A 17,831-nucleotide genomic window follows, 5' to 3' on the forward strand; every position below is an offset into this window, starting at 1 on the left:
TCTTAACCGCCCGCCCCGGTCTCGGCTTCGGGTGTCAACGGGGTGTTCGACAGCAGCAGTCGTTCCGAGACGGTCGTCAGATACCCGGCAACCGTTTCCAGAAGGCGCATCGAAACAGCCGCGTCACCTTCTACCACCGCGCGCAGCTCTTCCGCACCGATCCGCAGGAACGAACAGTCGGTCATAGCAACGAGGTCAAGTTGCCGAGGCGCGCCGGTGATGATCGACAGGTCTCCGATCAGGCGGCCTGGCTCGACGATGGAGATGTTGCGCTTTTCGCCGTCCGGCATCGTCCATTCCAGACTCGCCTGTCCGGAGATGCAAAGATAGGCTGCGTCGGGCGTTTGCCCGCGTGAGAATATGGTCTGCCCCGCCGCGGCGTCGTACCATTGCGCCGAAAAGGCCAGCAGACGCTGGTGCTTTCCGTCAAGCCTCGAAAACAGTTCGGTTGCCGAAATGATCTTGAGTTTTCGGCTGAAGTCTTCGGGTTGTTCGTCATCCGCCTCGACCTTGGAACGCGATACACCGTCGATTCGACCGTCCTTGATTTCCACGTACATGTCATAGGCTTCGGGATGGCCAAAATGATCTTCCATGAAGATCATGACCGAGTCAGGAAGCAACTCACGCAGCTTGAGGCGCGTACGCAGACGGCTTTCCGAATCGTGGCTGGCAAGGACCTTGTCCAGGATCAGGATGTCGGGCCGCTTGATCGCTGCCCGTGAAAACGCGGCACGTTCCTGGAAAACCGTGGGCAGGTTGGCCCCGCCAAGACCGGTCGGCAGATCGTAGATGATAGCCGCCAGGCGACGGGTGAGACCGGCCTCGATCAGGACTTCGGCTACGGCATCCTCGATCTCTTCGGCATGTGCCCCGGCCATCAGCGACACGCGGCCATACAGGGCATTTTCCATGACGGTCAGGCGCGGAACATAGGTTTCGGGTGCCACGGGAATGAACAGCCCGTCGAAAGATGCGTGCAGGTTTTGGGCCTGCGTGCGCCGGATCGAAAGGATCTTTTCCTTGTACTCCTTGGGGAAACTGGGGCCGATCTGTTCGGCGGTCAGCATGAACGGCACCGTCAGCAACAGTGCCATTTCACGTTCGGACAGGGTTGCCTCACCTTTCGACATGCGGCGTTCGTCGATGTCGAGCAGTCGGTGGTACATGTCCTTGGACATGCCCAAACGCAGGAACAGCGGGTGATCCGTCCCTTCTCGGCCGAATGTTTTCCGCAGCGTGCTGAGGACCGCCGTCGCGATGCTTAGGGCGTCCTTGTCCAGATCATGGGCCCGCAGCATGGCAAGAAATCGAGCGTCCCCGGCCAGGATGTCCGGTGAGATGTTGCGCGACGGTGAGGCAAACAGAAGGTTGCCCCCCAAAGGTACGGCCGGGTTGAACCGGTCCGGATCGAACCGGTAAACGTATTTGTCCAAGCCCTTTTCCTTGAGACGCGCTGCAACCTTGTCGCGCGCATCCACGATCGCCTTGGCCAGATGGGGGTGCAGTTCGGGATCGAATTGCGACCGCAACGTCCGCCGGAACATGAATTCGTCGATGCCCATCGCCTCGACCAGTTCGAACCACCAATCCCGGATCTCGTCGATGCTCTGCAGCCCGGCAAGGCGTGGGTCGACCCATTCGTCCTCCAGCAGGTCCGGGGAGTTGCCGGCGCGCACGGCTTCGACCTGATAACGTGATGGAGTCTTCAGAGCTTCGGTCTCGTGCTGGGGATGGGGACGCAAAGGCATCAGCAGGTTGTCCCCAAGCGTGCCGTTGAACAAGTAGGGTCGCGAGTGGGCATAGCCGACACGGGCGGCGATCACCGCCTGATGGAGTTCGCGAAGGTTGTGCCCAGACAGAAGGACCTCGCCCTGAACCGGCAGGATCTCGCGGATCAGCAACTGGGCCAGCGCCTGTCTTTCCGAGTCGTGCGAGGCCTTGATGGCGACCCGAGCGCCCTTTGGGATCGTCAGGTCGATGTCTTCAAGGATCAACTTGCCGTCTTCGTCACGCACCGTGACATTGCGCAATTCGATGTCGCCTTGCAGGTGCGGGATGCTCTCCGGCTCGCCATAGAACAGTTCTTCGGGGATCATGTTCTCGGGCGCAAATCGTTCGGTGACGACCTGCCAGCGCAACGACATGTCCTGAACCTGATTGTAATAGGTCAGCAGATCGCGCCAAGGGCCGCTGAGATCCTTGTACGCCCCCAGCGCCGCAACCAGCGCACCGACTGTCACTTCGCCCGTGATCGCGAGATAGCCGCCGACCGAATAGAACAGAAACGGCGTCATTTGCGTGATCAGGTTGTTGAGGAACTTCATGAAGAATTTCTTGTTGTAGATCCGGACCCGGATATCGAACAATGTTCCCAGACGATGACTGAACTGCGCCAGCCGATAGCGCCAACCACCGTTCGCGCGCAGGTCGCTGATACCGGCGGCGGTTTCGCCGATCTCGGTGCTCAGATGGCGGATCTCCTGAATACGGTCCTTGTTCAAGAGGTTGATCTGGCGCTGCAGGCGCGGGATCAGCCAGGCTTGCAGCGGGATCAGCGCGATCGAAGCCAGCCCGAACCAGACGCTCTGCATGAACAGGAATGTGACAATCGTCATCATCTGACCGAACTGGAAAACCGGCTGGGCGATCGCGTCGCCCATCAGTCCGCCCATCGGTTCCGCTTCGGACGATATCATCGACACCAGCTCGCCCTGGCTTGTGGTCGAGAAATACGGTTTGGGGAAGCGCAGCATCCGGCTGATCAGGGTGAATCTGAGCCGCCGCAACATGCGTTCGGCCAGGATCCCCTTCATGGTGTTGATGCGCATCTTCATGAGGCCGCCAGCCAGGACGGTTCCCAAGAACGCAAAACACAGGATCAGCAGGTATTGGACCTGGGTCACCTTCGTACCGAACAGCGTTACCGTGTTTCCGGTCGCGCCGATGGCGTCATTGATGATCTGCTTGGGCAATTCAAGCGAGGCATAGAGAAACGGAAACGAAAGAACGGTCAACAGCAGAAGAATGAACTGCTGTTTCTTGGAATGTTTCCAGATGAACGCGAATAGGGTGGGTTCCATGCCCCGGCCTCGTCTTGTTTTTTGGACTGCGGCCCGTTGCGGAGGATCCACGGCGACCGGGTGACTGACGGTAAGCTTTGCCCCGTGCTATTTCAAGAACGTGCCCCGGCGTGATCTTGCAAAAAAGACCGGCCGGCAGGACCGGCGTCGTTCACAATTCGGGAATTTTGCAGTGCTATCTGTCGAAGGCGGGTTTATTCCGCCCGCGGATTCCGACTAAAGAGGTGCAGTTTCAGGCACTGGGCACATGAGCAGACTTCTGGATCGGTATTTCAGCCGCAAGGCAGTTGGGCACTGGAAACGGACGGCGCAGAACGCGGCGCACGAAGACCTGCCTCTGCTTCGCCAGCAGCGTGATCAGGCGCGTTTTCTTCGCGCCCAACTTGATCGGCTGATCCAGATTGCGGACGGGCGCCTGACCCGCCCGCATATCGGCACCCAGAATTTTCCCAGGCCGCTTGGCACGGATTGGGCCTGGCGCCCGGATTTGTGGGGCAGCCCCCTGCCCGTTACGGGCCTGGTATCATTGTCTCGCAAGGCGCAGCTTGATGACAGCGTGGCGCTTTTCCATGACTGTCCGCTGGCCGAGATTGCAGTCCGGCAAATCCGCAACAGCGGGGAAAAGGACCTGGCGCCTTTCAGCCTGGCGATCGACGTATTCAGCTTTCAAGGCTCGTTCCTCTCCGTGTCTGTCGAACTTCCGGGCAGCGCCGCCGAGGGTCTGACGCGGCAACACCTGGTCCGGGCTCATGTGACGGTCGACAGTGAGCGCCCGGCCGAGGTCTTTGCCAGACTGAACATCCAGAATGGACCGAATACCGAGCAGGTGCTGCGAAAGCTGGAACCGCAACATGCGACATCCGACATCGATTTTGATCTTGCGCATCTGTCCTTGAACGAACGTCGCATCGAGAAGATGTGGCTGGACCTTATCATCCAGGATCCTGGTATGAACCGTGTGGTGCTGCGGGATTTGACCCTGTGCCGCCATCATCGCGCTGACTTGTGAAGGGAAAGGCCATGGCGGAAACAAAACTCGTCCCGATCCGGTTCGAAGATGGCGTATGGGAAGGCCACTATTCAGGAAATACCGCACCCCAACTTGAAGCCCGGTACCGGGATCAGGTCCTGCAAGGTATCGAGGTTTCCGAGGCCGAAGGTGGCTGGCATGTTCGGGTTCCCGTACCAACGGTCCTGTTGTCCGATGGTGTGCATAGTGTGATTATCCTCGACAGCGCTTCACAGGAAGAAGTGGGTGACATCACCGTAATCGCGGGTGCGCCGGCCGTAGGCGATATCCGCGCCGAGATGGACCTGCTGCGCGCCGAACTTGACCTTCTGAAGCGCGTGGTGCGTCGGTTGAGCGCTGATCAGGGTTGATCGGCCAAAAGCCGGCAGGTTCAGCATATTCGAAGTCTGCTTGGACGCATTCCTATCTTTTTCGCTGAATTCATGCATGATTGAGCCACCAAGGAAACTCTGGGGGCCGGATGGAACGTGACAGCATTATCAAGGTCATAGCGCTGATGGTAACGGCGTTTGGCATCGGCATAGACTTCACCGGTGCGCTGATGCTGGTTCCGGCGATCGAAAACTCGTTTGATGCCGATATCACCAGTACTCAGTGGGTATTGAACATCTATGCGCTGTTCTTCGCCATGACGATGGTCGCAGGCGGCCGGCTGGGCGACATGTACGGTCATCGCAAGATCATGATCATCGGATTGTCGCTGTTTCTATTCGCCTCGGTCATGTGTTTCGTATCTCCCAGTCTTGATTTCCTGATCGGCGCACGCGCGCTTCAGGGTATCGGCGCGGGATGCGTGTGGCCGTGCACGCTGGCCTTCGGGGCCACAAGGGTATCCCGTGAGGAACACCGTGCCATGGTCATGGGTTTGATCCTTGCCGGTGTCACGACGGGCAATGTATTTGGTCCGATGATCAGCGGGTTTGTCGTCAACCTTGGGGATTGGCGCCTGTTCTTTCTGGCAAATGTCGTCTTCTCGTGCATCTCGATGGCCACGGCAGTCCTGCTGATGCAGCGTGACAAGACCCACAGGACAGGCGAGCACATCGACTTTGCCGGAATGGGTGTCCTTTCTTTTGCTGTCCTGCTGCTGCTGTACGCGCTGGATGTCGGATCGGACTGGGGCTGGCTGTCCGTTCCGCTGATGTTTCTGTTTTTCCTCAGCGCGTCGCTGTTTCTGTTGTTCCCACGCGTGGAAAAACGGGTGAAAGAACCGCTTTTGCTGCCGCAGATGATGCAAAATCCGCAATTTCGCATCACCTTGGGGCTGAACATGTTCAACGTCTCGGCGGCCTTTGTGGGATTGCTTTATTTTCCGCAGTATATGCAAAAGGTTCTGGGCTGGTCGGTATTCGAATCCGCTCTGGGCCTAGCACCGCTGACTGTTCTTTTGGCGGTCGGGTCGATCGTGTCAGGCACTTTGTATAATGATTTCGGACCCAAGCGCCTGCTGTTCTGGGGGTATCTCTGCGCTACGATAGGCGCGGCCAGTGTCGTCGTGATGCCGGCCGGGCTGGGGTATTTCCAAATTCTTCCGGGGATGGCTCTGATCGGGTTGGGAGCGACACTGACGGTTGGCCCGTCGGGCACCGCCGCCGTTTGCGCCGTCAAGCCTGAACGTGCAGGCCTGGTTGGCGGTCTGAGCTTCATGGTGCACTTGGTCTATGGCGCCATTTCGGTCGCCTGCGCGACGGCCATCATGTACATGGTCAGTCTGTCCCGCTTCCGCGAACACCTTGCCAAGGCCGGCATCGACATGTCCCAGGCCGATCAAAAAGCCATCAATGGCGGTACGTTGACGACCAAGACCGCGCAGGCTGTCATGCAGAAATTCAGCGCGCCCGAGGCCGAAAAGATCAAATCCGCGTTGTCGATGGCCTTTGACAGCGGGATGGACATGGCTTTTGTCTTTTCAACTCTGTCGGTGTCGATTGGCCTGGTTCTGGCGCTGATGCTGGACGAAAAGAAACTGCACAAAATCGAGAGCTGAAACAAAAGAAAAGGCCGCGGAAAACCGCGGCCCTTCGGTCATTGTTTGCGCAGCTTACTGCGATGCCCGCTCTGTCGGATTGAAGGCGGACAGGCCCTTGAGAATGTCGATCGCATAGGCCAACTGGTAGTCTTCGTTGCGCAGTTCGGCGGTTTCTTCCGCTTTGGTGCGGTCTTCCTCGATCTGGCGGATTTCATCCTCGGTCAAGCTGTCATTGTTCAGGCTGCCCCGCAGGTCGGCCTCGGACCGGGTGCGAGCGTTGCTTTCTTCCTCTTCCTCCGCCTCGGGGCGGACGCGGGGCTGTTCCACGATGATGTCGGGGCTGACACCCAAAGCCTGGATCGACCGGCCCGACGGCGTGTAATACCGCGAGGTGGTCAGACGCATCGCCCCATCGCCACGCAGCGGCATCACGGTCTGAACCGATCCTTTGCCGAAGCTCTTTGTGCCGACGACGATGGCGCGGTGGTGATCCTTCAATGCACCTGCAACAATTTCGGATGCCGACGCCGATCCGCCGTTGATCAGCACTACGATCGGCTTGCCCTGGGCAAGATCACCCGGGGTTGCGTTGAAACGTTCACCATCTTCGGGATTGCGCCCACGGGTCGAGACGATCTCGCCCTCGTTCAGGAATGCGTCCGATACCTTGATGGCTTGGGTCAACAGCCCGCCGGGGTTGTTGCGCAGGTCCAGAACAAAGCCATTCACCTTGTCGATGCCGCCAGCTTCGGCGATCTGCTTTTCCATCCCCTCTTTCAGGTTCGGGAAGGTCTGATCGTTGAAGGTGGTCACACGCAGCACCACGCTGGCGCCTTCGGTTCGGGCGCGAACGGCGGTCAGTTTGATCGTGTCGCGGATGATGGTCACATCGAATGGGTCTGGTTCGCCTTCCCGCACGACGGTGATCACGATTTCCGAGCCGACCGGGCCACGCATCAGGTCGACTGCCTTGTCCAGCGTCAGGCCCAGGATGCTCTCGCCGTCCACATGGGTAATGAAATCGCCGGCCTCGATGCCCGCTTCGTCCGCAGGCGTTCCGTCAATTGGCGATACGACTTTGACGAAGCCATCCTCTTGGGTGACCTCGATGCCCAGCCCACCGAATTCACCGCGCGTCTGAACGCGCATCTGCTCGGCGTCGTCCGGGGAAAGATAGCTTGAATGCGGATCCAGAGACGTCAACATGCCGTCGATCGCAGCCTCGATCAGCTCTTCAGGGGCGACTTCCTCGACATACTGGGCGCGGATCCGTTCGAAGATGTCTCCGAACAGGTCAAGTTGTTCATAGACTCCGGCCTTGTTTTCGGCCTCTTGCGCCAGCAGTGGCCCGGCGATCTGAGTAGTCGCAATAATCCCTGCCACGGTGCCGGCCAGACCGGCCATCACAAATCTCTTCATACTCGTCTATCCATCCTTGTCTGTCCGGAACCATGATTCCGGATCCACGGGGCTATTGTTCTCTCTTACCTCTATATAGAGCGTTTCTGGACGATCAGTTCCAGTGCCATCACCGCTTGTTGACAAAATCGCGCCGATTTCTGGTGTTTGACCGGGCATCAGGCCCACTGGCGTTCCTTCGGGGATCACTTGACCGGGGTCCCCATACACCTCCTGAAGGCCGGAGAAGACAAAAAGCAAACCCGGCTGCGGTTCCAGGATCACAAGGTTTCCAAGGTCCAGAAGCGGCCCTCTGTATCGGATCGTGGCCGCTGTCGGCGACAGCACCAATGCACGTGGTCTGGTTCCCAGTACAAGGCCCGGACGCGTGACCCCGGCGGCATCCGTTTCGCCGGAACGATGGAGTATGACGCCTTGGGTCGGCAGCGGAATCTGTCCTTTCAGTTGGGACACATCCGCGTTCGAGGCTATGATTTCACCATCCGATATCTCAGACAAACCACTGGCGAACCCATCCAGAGTCTCCGTCGATGAGATCAGGATGGCTGTCCGCACCGGGTCTTCGATGAAACGGCGCGGCAGGTCGGTACGATCCGCTATGGCCTCGCTCAGCTTCGTCCTAGCATTCTGCACGCCTTCCAACCCTTCGGTCAGAGTGTCCGCAGCGCTTTGTTGCAATCGGCGCAGGGTCTGCACCTCGTCCAGATCCCGAGCCAGCGCCTGGGCCCTGGTGTTCAGGCCAGGCGTGACTTCGGACAGCATCATCCCGGTGCGCGCCGCCCCCAGCGGTCCGGCCGGGTGCAGCATCAGGACCGGTGGCGCCGTGGTTTCGATGGTTTGCAGCACGCCCAGCAACTGGCGGATTTCACGTTCCCGCGCGTTCAGCTCGGCGGTCAGCTGGCTTTCGCGCAAAGCCGCCCGGCGCAGCCCGTCGCGCATGGCGGCCAGTCCGGCCTCATAGGCCTGAATCGTCTCGGTCAGGGCACGCACGCGGTCGCGGGCGGTTTCGGCCTCGGTCAGGGCGATCGAGGCCTGTTCCAGCATCTGGGCCGCCTCCAGCGCCGCCTGCGCGGGGTCCGGCGCGGCCCGGGCCGCCTGCCCCGCCATCAGGGCCGCCAGAAGAAGCGCGCGCAACCTCATGACAGCAGGCTCTGACCCGTCATTTCCGGAGGCTTGGGCAGGCCCATCAGGTTCAGCACCGTAGGCGCCAGATCGGACAGGCGACCTTCGCGCAGGGTTGCGCCGTCGGGTCCGCCAACTAGCGCCACGGGCACCGGGTTTAGCGTGTGGGCGGTATGCGGGCCGCCGGTTTCGGGGTCGATCATGGTTTCGCAATTGCCGTGATCGGCGGTCACGATCATGGCCCCGCCCGCCTTTTCAAGCGCGGCGACCACACGGGCCAGGCCTTGATCAACGGCCTCGCAAGCCTTGATTGCGGCCTGCAGGTCACCGGAATGGCCCACCATGTCGGGGTTGGCATAGTTGGTGACGATCAGGTCATAACCGGCATCGATCGCCTCGACGAACTTGTCGGTGACCTCGGCGGCCGACATCTCGGGCTGCAGGTCATAGGTCGCCACCTTGGGCGACGGGGCCATATAGCGATCCTCGCCGGGCTCGGGCGTTTCCTTCCCGCCGTTCAGAAAAAACGTGACATGGGGGTATTTCTCGGTTTCTGCCAGACGGAACTGGCGCAGGCCCTGCTTGGCCACCCATTCGCCTAGCGTGTTCACGAGCTCGCGCTTGGGGAATACGGTCGTCATGTAGTCGTTGTGGCCGTCGGAATATTCCACCATGCCCAGAAGGCCCGACAGGTGCGGGCGCGGGCCGGTGTCGAATTCGGCAAATCCCGGTTCGCCGATGGCGCGCAGGATTTCGCGGGCGCGGTCGGCGCGGAAGTTGAGGCAGAAGAAGCCGTCACCGTCGCGGACGCCGTCGTAGCCGGGCAGAACTGTGGGCGCGATGAACTCGTCCGTTTCGCCCCGGTCGTAGGCGGCCTGAATCGCGGCGCTTGCGGTATCAGCCGGCGCGCCCTCACCTCTGATGATCGCGTCGTAGGCGCGGCCGACCCGTTCCCACCGGTTGTCGCGGTCCATGGCATAGTACCGCCCCGAGACGGTGACGACGCGCGCGTTCGCGGGCAGGAGGCGCTCCAGTTCGGCCAGGAACTCCAGCGCCGATTTCGGGGCCACGTCGCGCCCGTCGGTGATGGCGTGCAGTGCCACCGGCACGCCTGCATCGGTGATCGCTTTTGCTGCGGCGACGATATGGTTCAGGTGCCCATGCACCCCGCCATCCGAGACCAACCCCATCAGATGCGCGGTCCCACCCGCCGCCTTCACCTTGGCGACAAAGCCCTGCAGCGCAGCGTTTTCGAAGAACGAGCCGTCTTCGATTGCAAGATCGATCTGGCCCAGATCCATGGCCACGACCCGCCCGGCCCCGATATTGGTGTGCCCGACCTCGGAATTACCCATCTGGCCGCTGGGCAGGCCCACATCAGGGCCGTGCGTGATCAACCGCGCGTGCGGACCCTTGGTCATGATCGCGTCGAATGTGGGCGTGTGGGCCAGATAGGGCGCGTTGGCCTGCGTGTCGTCGGACAGGCCCCAACCATCAAGGATACACAGGACGACGGGTTTGGGTGCGCTCATGTCGGGTCTCCGGTAACTGCTCTTGTCCGTTCTTCTATCCCCTGCCCGCCGCATCGTGAACCGCCTTTTGCGGCGATGCGCCCCGCGTCGGGCTATTTCCTGATCTGCTGCCAGGGCCGGGCCTTGCGGCCGCGATACTTGACCGTCAGTTCGGGCGGCGCGTCGCTTTCGTCATAGGCGCCCAGGATCACGCCCTTGCCGCGACTTTTGGTGCGCATCTCGACCAGTTCGGTCGCCGAGCGGGTGGTGCGCTGCGACGGACGCCGGGCCCAGTCGAACAGGTGGTCGTACATTTGCGCGATCACATCCGCATGGGCCGCGCTGTCGCCCAGATCGGTCAGCTCGTCGGGGTCGTTTTCCAGATCGAACAGGATCGGACGGAACCCGCCTTCGCAATGGATCAGCTTCCATTTTTTCGTGGCCACCATGAACATCGCCGCATCACGCACCGACACGCCCAGCGTTTCCGCGATGGGCGAGGCCGAATAGTCGTATTCGCAGATCACGAATTTGCGCGGGGTCTCGTCCGCCTGCCCGTGCAGGATCGGCAGCAGCGAGTGGCCTTCCAGGATATGGTCGGGCACCGCACCGCCCGCGACCTCGACGAAAGTGGGGGCCAGGTCGATCGACTCGACCAGCGCGTCGCAGGTGGTGCCGCGCGTGGCATCGGCCTGTTCGGACGGGTCGTAGATGATAAGCGGCACCTTGGTCGAAGCGTCGTGGAAGAACGTCTTTTCGCCCATCCAGTGATCGCCCAGGAAATCGCCATGGTCCGAGGTCAGCACGATCATCGTGTCGTCCATGCGGCCGGTCTGCTCCATCCAGTCCAGCAGTCGCCCGATCTGGTCGTCGGCCTGCTTGATCAGGCCCATATAGGCGGGAATCACCGCCGCGCGTACATCCTGCCGCCAGAAGGTCTGACCGATCTTGGTGTGCATGAAGGCGCTCAGCACGGGGTGCGCCTCGGCCCGCTCGGTCTCGGACCGGTTGGGCGGCAGAACATGCTCGGGCCCGTACATCGAGGCATAGGGCTCGGGGACGATATAGGGCCAGTGCGGCTTGATGTAGCTCAGGTGGCAGCACCATGGGCCGTCATGGGTTTCCATGAATTCCATGCCGCGCGTGGTCAGATAGGGGGTCTCGCTGTCCTCTTCGGCGATGTTCGCGGCCTGCGGCGCGTTCTTAAGGAACCAGCCGGACAGCACGTTGCCGTCCTCGTCCAGTCCGGAATTGGCAAAGTCGTGCCAGGGGTTGTCGCCGTCATAGCCCTTGTCGGCCAACCACTCGTTGTAGGCCCTAGCTCCATCAGGGTCATAGAACCCGTCGGGGCCTTCGGGACGCATCCCGTCGTCGCGCTCGTACACGTCGAAACCGCATTCGGCCACGCGCGCGCCGATCAGGCTGTCGGGTTCCAGGCCCAGCCGGGCCATGCCTTCGGCGTCGGCGCGCATATGGGTCTTGCCGACCAGCCAGCAGTCCATCCCCGCCTTGCGCAGGTGGTCGCCCATGGTCAGCTCACCCACCTTCAGCGGGATGCCGTTCCACGAGGCGCCGTGCGACTGCACATAGCGCCCGGTATAGGTGGACATGCGCGAACTGCCGCAGATCGGCGACTGGATATAGGCCCGCGTGAACCGCACGCCGCGCGCGGCCAGCCGGTCGATATTGGGCGTGTGCAGATGTGGATGCCCGTAACAGCTCAGGTAATCCCAGCGCAGCTGGTCGAACATGATGAACAGGATGTTGCGGGCCTTGGCCATTCAGTGCTGCGCGCCCTGGCTTTCCATCTGTTCCACCATCCGGCGGGCGCGCTTGCATTGCAGCTTGTCACGCAGGGGGCTGTTGGGGTCCACGTCCTTTTGGCAAACCACGCATTTGTCGGCGCCCGAGATCGCGTTCAGCCCGCCGCAGCTGCCCTTGATGGTCTTGCCCATCAGCATCACGCCCAGCGACATGCCGACCATGATGATCAGCAGTAGAACAAACGCGAGGATAAAGGTGCTCATCGGCCGGCCCGCCCTTCAGTTCGATCCCAGCGCATCCTTGAACGCGCTGCTTTGTACCGTGATATAGGCATCTTCGCCGCCTGTCACATCCCTCGAGATGAAAAACACCGCCAAACCCAGCTGATCGGCCAGTTTCAGCCCCCGCTCCTGCCCCAGTGCTAGCATCGCGGTGGCCCAGGCATCGGCCAGCATCGCATTTTCAGCCAGAACCGTACTCGAGGTCGTCCGATGAGTGATCGGGCGTCCGGTGGTCGGGTCGATGATATGCGAATACCGCACCCCGTCCTGTTCGAAAAAGTTCTTGTAATCGCCCGAGGTCGCCATGCCGCGGTTGTCCAGCGGTACGATGAACTGCACGGTCTGCGACCCGGTTTCGGGCTTTTCGATGCCGATGCGCCAGGCCTCGCCCTTATCGTTCTGACCACGGGCCACCAGATCGCCGCCGATCTCGACCATGTAGTTCTCGATGCCGGCCTCACGCAGCGTCTCAGCCACAGCGTCGATCCCGTACCCCTTGGCGATGGCCGACAGGTTGATCCCCACGCCCGGCTGCGCCTTGGCCAGCGTCCCGGCCTGCGCATCCAGCGTCAACAGGCGCGCCTGCCCCACCTGTTCCAGCGCCGCCGCGATCTCGGCATCCGACGGCACCGGGTCTTCGGGCTTGCGCGGGCCGAAGCCCCACAGCTCGATCAACGGGCCAAGGGTCACGTCGAACACGCCGCCGCTTTGGTCGTGCACCTGGTTGGCCGCCGCGATCACATAGGCGAACTCTTTCGACACCGGCATCGGGTCGGTGCTGGCCGAGGCGGAAAAGACCGAGACTTCGGAATTCGGGTCCCAGTTGGACATCTTGGCATTCACCTGCGCCAGCGTTTCCTCCACGGAGGCGGACAGAGCAGCCTCGTCCAGATCCTCGCCGATTGCGGTGATGTGATAGGTCGTGCCCATGGTTTCGCCGGACAGACGGACAATCTCGGGCTCCTCGTCGAACAGACAGCCAGAAACAACAAGCGGCAGGGCCAGAGCAAGCAGTCGGCGCATAGGGCGATCTCCTGGAAAAGTGTTGCCCGGCATATGCCAGCGGCCCCACCCAGAGTCAAACCTGCGTCAAGGCGCCAGCGGCAGGAAGCCCAGGACCAGCAGCCCGGCCGCAGCGGGCACACCAAACAGCCACGCGCGTTTCTGCCAACCCGGGGGCTGTTCTTTCCACAGTTTGCGAAAATTATGTCCGCAGATCACGACCAGAAGGAAGATCAGGGCGGCAACCGCAGGAGACAGATGGAGTTGGGTCACGGGGTCCGGTTTTTCCTTGCGACCCGGCGCGGTTGCGCCGGTTTTTGAATTTGCACCCTATACAGGTTTCTCTGCTGCGATAAGGTGGTGAGGACAGCCTGTAGCGTTGAAGGAGGAGACCGCCCATGGCCCCAAGCTCTTACCAGCCCCCGACACGTGGCGACAAGGCCGGGTCAAGCACTTACAGCCAATCCGCCGAGTCGAATTTGTCACATACTCAGACCACTGTCGCCAAATTGCTGGAAGGAAAAGGTGATGCGGTGTTTTCGGTTCGGCCGAATGACACCATCCATTCGGTGGTCGAAATTCTAAAGGAGAAACGCATCGGGGCGGTTGTCGTCACCGATCAGAACGGCGCACTGCAGGGGATCCTGTCCGAGCGGGATATCGTTCGCCGCATGGCGGATACTCCGGGTCAGACGCTGCCACAATCGGTCGAGGCGCTGATGACACGCGATGTGCGGACCTGCGCGCCGGACGACCTGCTGATGGACGTGCTGAGGACGATGACCGAGGGGCGTTTCCGCCACATGCCGGTTCTTCGCGACGGCAAGCTTTGCGGCATGATCACCATCGGAGATGTCGTGCATTTCCGGCTGAAAGAGCTGGAATACGAAGCCCTTCGCATGAAGCAGATGATCGTCGGCTAGATAGTCACACGTTGTAGCAACGGGCATAGGCCCCATAGGCCTGCCCGCATGCCTTGGTCTGTTTTCGGGCAGACCCCAGGTCCGACATGACCAGCCCGGTGACCTGCAAGTTCACGCTGGAAAACTCGCGCAGCGCTTGTGCCAACTGGGCGCGGGACGTGATGGCCGGTGCAACCGACAGAAGGATCGCGTCACAGGCCTGCCCGATTACCCGGGCGTCAGGAACAGCAAGTACCGGTGGGCCGTCGATCAGAATATTGTCGTAATCTGCCCGCAACCCCGTCATGAGGTCATTAAAGCGCGAAGACGAAAAAATAACCGCGGAGCTGCGTGTGCTGCGCTCGCCCATCAGAACATCGACCGAGCCCCGCGAGGCTTTGCGCGAGGGCAATCGACATCGTGGTCTTACCCTCATCCGGTACCAAAGATGAGCACAGAATGACCCGCGGTGGGGCGTCCGCATATGGCGACAGCAGCGACGTTCGCAGGTTTCTGGCCGCCTCCGAGAGCGGTGACGTCGGATTTGTGGACAGGTACCCGACCAACTGACTGCGCTGGCGGATCGGCGCCAATGGCAAATGGCCCAGAACCGGTACGCTGGTGCCCATCTCCAGATCGGCCCCAGTCGGAACCGCGGATTGCCGGATTTGTCGGACAAGAACGATGCCCAGCCCCAAGGCCGCCCCGGCGATCACCCCAAGAAACATGATCAGACCAGAACGCGGTGCAACTTGTTTGCCCGGAGTGGCTGTCGAAATTATGCGACTGTCCGGCGTTTGTGGGCCCTGTTGGACGGCGGCTTTCTTCTGTCTGGAAAGAAAGGTTTCGTGCAGCAACTGGGTTGCGCGGGCGTCGCGTTCGAACTGGCGTAATTCGGCCGTCACACCGGCTTCTTTTCATATTCCAACTCAAGTGTCGTGAGCAGTTGAGACAGGGTTCGGGACTGGTGATCGAGTTCGGCGCGTTCGCGGGCATTCTGGGCGATCAATTCTGAAACACGTTCGGCGAGAGCTATCCTAGCGGCTGCGCCTCCCGTGGCGACCTGCCTTGAAAGGCTTCTGAGAATGCGATCATGAATGATTTCAGGAACCTCGCCTCTGAAGTGTTCGGGGTCCAAGTCAACAAGTGTCTGGTCCAGTTGGTCAAGCTCTTGAAGACGGCTCTGCAGATTGGCCAACGTTGTTCGGGTTTCCGAAAGCTGCGCGGCCACTGCTTCGGGGTTGGCGGCCGAGGATTGCGACCGCAGGACCTTGATGGCGTCCTCCTGCCGGGCGATTTCCTGCTCCAGCCCGGCCACCCGGTCCGACAACCATGAAACAGTTCCGGTCGGTCTTTCGGCTTTTGCGTTGATCTGATCCCGAACAAAAAAGCTGGGCCAAGGTATCCGCAATCTCAGCCGACTTCTGAGGGTCATTGGTTGTTGTGCTGATCCGGATAACATCTGAGTTCCGGACGTTCTTGATAGATATCGCCTGTGTGACGTTTTCCACGACAATGCCCAGGGCTTCGCTGTCCGACCGGTCCGCCGGTTTTTGCCAAGGTACGGTCCAACGCGATGCGAGGATGGCTGGATTGAACTCGGGATCATTCTGGAGGTTCAACTCCAAAGCCAAATTGTGCATCATACGAGCAGAGGCAAGGATTTCGACTTGAGTATTGATGGCGGAGATGTCTCCGCCTAGCCCCGTCATGGCCTGCGACGGCACGTCGAAATAGCCCGCAGGGCGTGTCAGAACCAGCGTCGTTTCGGACCGGAAGCGGGGTTTCATCGCAAAGGTCGAGATCCCAAATCCCAGCAAAAGGCCGCGACCCGCGCAGGCGGCGATTGTGTATCTGTGCGCCCAACACAGCCGGACAAAGGCCAGAAGGTTCAAACCGCCCACGGTTTCCTCGCGCCTGTTCGCGCCATGAGGTTTTTCGTCAGTCTTGTTAGGCCTTTGCAAGTGCTTGCGTTCTGACAACGTCGCTCAGCGTCAATTGCCCTTGAATCCGGCAACCGCCTGCAGCGTCCGCCGAACAATCCAAAATTCAAAATCAAGGCTCGGATTATTGATGTAGTAGTGGTCGGCCCAAACTTTTTTCTGAATATCTTTTGGGTTTTATGCGTAACCGACTTCGGTCTGGGCATAGCCGGTGATTTCGGGGCGGACGCCAAGCCGGGCGCGGTAATCGGGCACATCTCGCAAATAAAACCGCGCGTGGTGGATGCAATCCGGGCGGGGACCGATCAAGCTCATGTCACCAAGCAGCACGTTGATGACTTGCGGAAGCTCATCAATCCGGGATCGGCGCAGGGCGCGACCCAGGGGCGTGATACACGACGTTTCGACCGGGCCATAGGGTCCCCTGATCTCACCGTGCCCGGGCTTAATTGAACGGAATTTGTAGGCGACGAACGCTCTTCCTCCTCTGCCCATTCGGATCTGGAAGAAAAACAAGCGCCCTCGGTTCAGAATGGGGTTCATGACCAGCAACAGAACTGCACAACCCGCCACAAGTGGCAATAGGGCCAGAGAAACAGCAACATCCATGAAGCGTTTGGTGACACTGAATGTCAGACTTACGCGCGGCGCGGCAATACCGGAAAAAGTGGTCTGGGAACCAACAAAATCGATACTCATCCATCCCCTCCTGAGCGTCTGGTGTCGCGTAGGCTCAGCGGGAGTTTCGCTGCGGAAGGGTAAATGCCGAGTTTACGTTAATAGAGTATTACGAGATCATATTTTGACTATGGCCGTCACGCTCGACCGGCAGTGTCCGAGGCTTCATTCTTGGGGCTGGTTGATACGAAATTGACGATGCCCGGGCTGATGTCTGCCGCCGTGAGCCGACCGGTCGCAAAGGCGCCAGTATCGATCGAAATCACCCGCCCACTGACCTTTGGATCTGGGACGATGGTATGCCCGTGCACGACCCATTGGCCATCCGTTCGAGCGGTGGACGGGAAATTGGGGTGCCCCCACAAACAGACATGGCGCGGTTGGTCATCGATTGGCAAAGCCGGATCAAGGGCCGCGTGAACGATCGAGACATTCCCGCTTGACCAGGTCAGTGGCCGGTTTTCGAGCCAAGTCAGAACAGGGTCGCCGATCACAGACCGCAACTGATGCGAGATTTGGACAGCATCTTCGCCCAGTGTCGCTTCGGTTATTCCCGTCAGGCCGAACGACGCGAGTGTCTGAAGCCCACCGTTTCCCAGCCACAAGCGACTGGTCCGCTTTGGCTCCTCGATAAATCGAAGCAGCATCTCTTCGTGATTGCCCAGCAGACAAATCACTTCACGCTCGCCGTTTTCCGAAAGATGCCGCAGGTGATGCAAAACCTGAGAACTGTAATCCCCACGGTCGACATAGTCCCCTACAAATACCAGAGGAATGACTGGATCGAGCCGGGTCAGCAGTTGCTGCAACAGGTCCAGCCGCCCGTGTATGTCACCAACGACATAGAACCGCCGATCGGGTGCCAGGGTCTCCAGCAGCGATTCCTGCTCAGGCTCGCCGGTGCCCCGCCTGAGTTTTCTGATCCACGATCCTATCATCAGACCTGTTCCCTATCGCGCTGTGGCCCCGGCAGCAATGGTGGACAGGGCCGGCTGACGCCACCGCCGTAGATGTGAACAACAGGTTATTGAGGCGGGCGGGCAACGCAAGGGTCCTCGGCACTAGAGTGGCCGCCGACAAACAACAGGAGCTTTCCACGGCTTCGATGACCTAAAAACCCGCCGCGC

The 17,831-nt window shown here is 60.4% G+C and carries 17 protein-coding genes and 1 pseudogene; 4 read left to right on the top strand and 14 right to left on the bottom strand.

What is annotated here, in order from left to right; all coding sequences use genetic code 11:
* Positions 1-2 precede the first annotated feature (2 nt).
* Positions 3-3,083, bottom strand: a complete 3,081-nt coding sequence (locus AC2FNZ_RS11415) for an ABC transporter transmembrane domain-containing protein (protein WP_496840711.1) — start codon at positions 3,081-3,083, stop codon at positions 3-5.
* 247 nt (positions 3,084-3,330) lie between these two features.
* Here AC2FNZ_RS11415 and AC2FNZ_RS11420 point away from each other — a divergent pair, with 247 nt between their 5' ends.
* The 3 genes from AC2FNZ_RS11420 to AC2FNZ_RS11430 all read left to right on the top strand — a co-directional run bounded on the left by AC2FNZ_RS11420 (position 3,331) and on the right by AC2FNZ_RS11430 (position 6,100).
* Positions 3,331-4,092: a DUF6478 family protein gene (locus AC2FNZ_RS11420; RefSeq protein ID WP_496840712.1), complete on the top strand. Its 762-nt coding sequence runs from the start codon at positions 3,331-3,333 to the stop codon at positions 4,090-4,092.
* Between the two features lie 11 nt (positions 4,093-4,103).
* The gene (locus AC2FNZ_RS11425) at positions 4,104-4,463 is read left to right on the top strand and encodes a hypothetical protein (protein ID WP_496840713.1); all 360 of its coding nucleotides are present in this window, start codon (positions 4,104-4,106) and stop codon (positions 4,461-4,463) included.
* A gap of 110 nt (positions 4,464-4,573) precedes the next feature.
* On the top strand, positions 4,574-6,100 hold the full coding sequence (locus tag AC2FNZ_RS11430) for an MFS transporter (protein ID WP_093963347.1): 1,527 nt from the start codon (positions 4,574-4,576) through the stop codon (positions 6,098-6,100).
* 54 nt (positions 6,101-6,154) lie between these two features.
* Here the strand turns inward: AC2FNZ_RS11430 and AC2FNZ_RS11435 are convergent, their stop codons facing one another.
* The 7 genes from AC2FNZ_RS11435 to AC2FNZ_RS11465 all read right to left on the bottom strand — a co-directional run bounded on the left by AC2FNZ_RS11435 (position 6,155) and on the right by AC2FNZ_RS11465 (position 13,454).
* The gene (locus AC2FNZ_RS11435; RefSeq protein ID WP_093963348.1) at positions 6,155-7,501 is read right to left on the bottom strand and encodes a S41 family peptidase; all 1,347 of its coding nucleotides are present in this window, start codon (positions 7,499-7,501) and stop codon (positions 6,155-6,157) included.
* A gap of 6 nt (positions 7,502-7,507) precedes the next feature.
* Positions 7,508-8,641 (bottom strand): murein hydrolase activator EnvC family protein, encoded by a 1,134-nt coding sequence (locus tag AC2FNZ_RS11440; RefSeq protein ID WP_170457468.1) that lies wholly within the window; start codon positions 8,639-8,641, stop codon positions 7,508-7,510.
* The gene (gpmI, locus tag AC2FNZ_RS11445; protein WP_496840714.1) at positions 8,638-10,155 is read right to left on the bottom strand and encodes a 2,3-bisphosphoglycerate-independent phosphoglycerate mutase; all 1,518 of its coding nucleotides are present in this window, start codon (positions 10,153-10,155) and stop codon (positions 8,638-8,640) included. Before gpmI ends, AC2FNZ_RS11440 begins: the two co-directional genes overlap by 4 nt.
* Before the next feature lie 92 nt (positions 10,156-10,247).
* Entirely contained in the window at positions 10,248-11,915 is a 1,668-nt protein-coding gene (locus tag AC2FNZ_RS11450) for an alkaline phosphatase family protein (protein ID WP_496840715.1), read from the bottom strand.
* Positions 11,916-12,161: a (Na+)-NQR maturation NqrM gene (gene nqrM / locus AC2FNZ_RS11455; protein WP_093963352.1), complete on the bottom strand. Its 246-nt coding sequence runs from the start codon at positions 12,159-12,161 to the stop codon at positions 11,916-11,918.
* Positions 12,162-12,176: 15 nt separating this feature from the next.
* Positions 12,177-13,202 (bottom strand): FAD:protein FMN transferase, encoded by a 1,026-nt coding sequence (locus tag AC2FNZ_RS11460; protein WP_496840716.1) that lies wholly within the window; start codon positions 13,200-13,202, stop codon positions 12,177-12,179.
* Between the two features lie 66 nt (positions 13,203-13,268).
* Positions 13,269-13,454 carry a hypothetical protein gene (locus tag AC2FNZ_RS11465; RefSeq protein ID WP_170341480.1) on the bottom strand — a complete coding sequence of 62 codons (186 nt, stop codon included), beginning with the start codon at positions 13,452-13,454 and terminating at the stop codon, positions 13,269-13,271.
* A 125-nt stretch (positions 13,455-13,579) separates the two neighbouring features.
* Between AC2FNZ_RS11465 and AC2FNZ_RS11470 the strand changes: the two genes are divergently transcribed.
* Positions 13,580-14,104: a CBS domain-containing protein gene (locus AC2FNZ_RS11470; RefSeq protein WP_170341478.1), complete on the top strand. Its 525-nt coding sequence runs from the start codon at positions 13,580-13,582 to the stop codon at positions 14,102-14,104.
* A 4-nt stretch (positions 14,105-14,108) separates the two neighbouring features.
* On the opposite strand, the gene AC2FNZ_RS11475 is transcribed toward AC2FNZ_RS11470, so the two are convergent.
* The 6 genes and pseudogenes from AC2FNZ_RS11475 to AC2FNZ_RS11500 all read right to left on the bottom strand — a co-directional run bounded on the left by AC2FNZ_RS11475 (position 14,109) and on the right by AC2FNZ_RS11500 (position 17,642).
* Positions 14,109-14,390, bottom strand: a complete 282-nt coding sequence (locus AC2FNZ_RS11475; RefSeq protein WP_093963356.1) for a P-loop NTPase family protein — start codon at positions 14,388-14,390, stop codon at positions 14,109-14,111.
* Between the two features lie 7 nt (positions 14,391-14,397).
* Entirely contained in the window at positions 14,398-14,988 is a 591-nt protein-coding gene (locus AC2FNZ_RS11480) for a GNVR domain-containing protein (RefSeq protein WP_496840717.1), read from the bottom strand.
* A complete protein-coding gene (locus AC2FNZ_RS11485; RefSeq protein WP_496840751.1) occupies positions 14,985-15,401 on the bottom strand; it encodes a hypothetical protein in 417 nt (138 codons plus the stop codon). Before AC2FNZ_RS11485 ends, AC2FNZ_RS11480 begins: the two co-directional genes overlap by 4 nt.
* A 322-nt stretch (positions 15,402-15,723) precedes the next feature.
* Positions 15,724-15,987 (bottom strand): annotated as a pseudogene (locus AC2FNZ_RS11490) (Wzz/FepE/Etk N-terminal domain-containing protein); the annotation flags it as partial.
* 216 nt (positions 15,988-16,203) lie between these two features.
* A complete protein-coding gene (locus tag AC2FNZ_RS11495) occupies positions 16,204-16,725 on the bottom strand; it encodes a sugar transferase (RefSeq protein WP_496840718.1) in 522 nt (173 codons plus the stop codon).
* A gap of 116 nt (positions 16,726-16,841) precedes the next feature.
* A complete protein-coding gene (locus tag AC2FNZ_RS11500; RefSeq protein WP_496840719.1) occupies positions 16,842-17,642 on the bottom strand; it encodes a metallophosphoesterase family protein in 801 nt (266 codons plus the stop codon).
* Between the last annotated feature and the right edge of the window lie 189 nt (positions 17,643-17,831).

The organism is Ruegeria sp. SAZA006 (genome assembly GCF_059613465.1).